Origin of the sequence: Halomonas sp. SIMBA_159, assembly GCF_046536035.1 — a bacterium.
Taxonomy (GTDB): domain Bacteria; phylum Pseudomonadota; class Gammaproteobacteria; order Pseudomonadales; family Halomonadaceae; genus Vreelandella; species Vreelandella venusta_A.
This window is the reverse complement of sequence record NZ_JAWJBT010000359.1, coordinates 1-280: the sequence shown is the minus strand read 5'-3', so window position 1 is coordinate 280 and position 280 is coordinate 1. Positions and strand designations below refer to the sequence as shown.

Genomic DNA, 280 nt, shown 5'->3' with positions numbered 1-280 from the left:
CCTGAGACTATTCTGACCCTGAATGCCCGTTACGACTTCCCAATCGACAGTGGCGAAATCTATGTCTACGGTGACTATCAGTTGCAGGGTAAAACAAACCTGTTCCTGTACGAATCGGCTGAGTTTAAGTCAAACAACAATTATGAAGCAGGCTTGCGCGTAGCTTATATCAATTACGAAAATAACTACGAAGTGGGTGTGTTTGGCCGGAACATCACGGATGAGGATAACCTGAAAGGCGCTATCGATTTCAGCAACCTGACCGGTTTTGTTAACGAAC

The 280-nt window shown here is 45.4% G+C and carries 1 protein-coding gene; it reads left to right on the top strand.

Annotated features, from left to right (window positions below; translation table 11 throughout):
• Nucleotides 1-280, top strand: a 280-nt coding sequence (locus R0J87_RS19605) for a hypothetical protein (RefSeq protein WP_498888343.1), incomplete at both ends; no start/stop codon positions are given.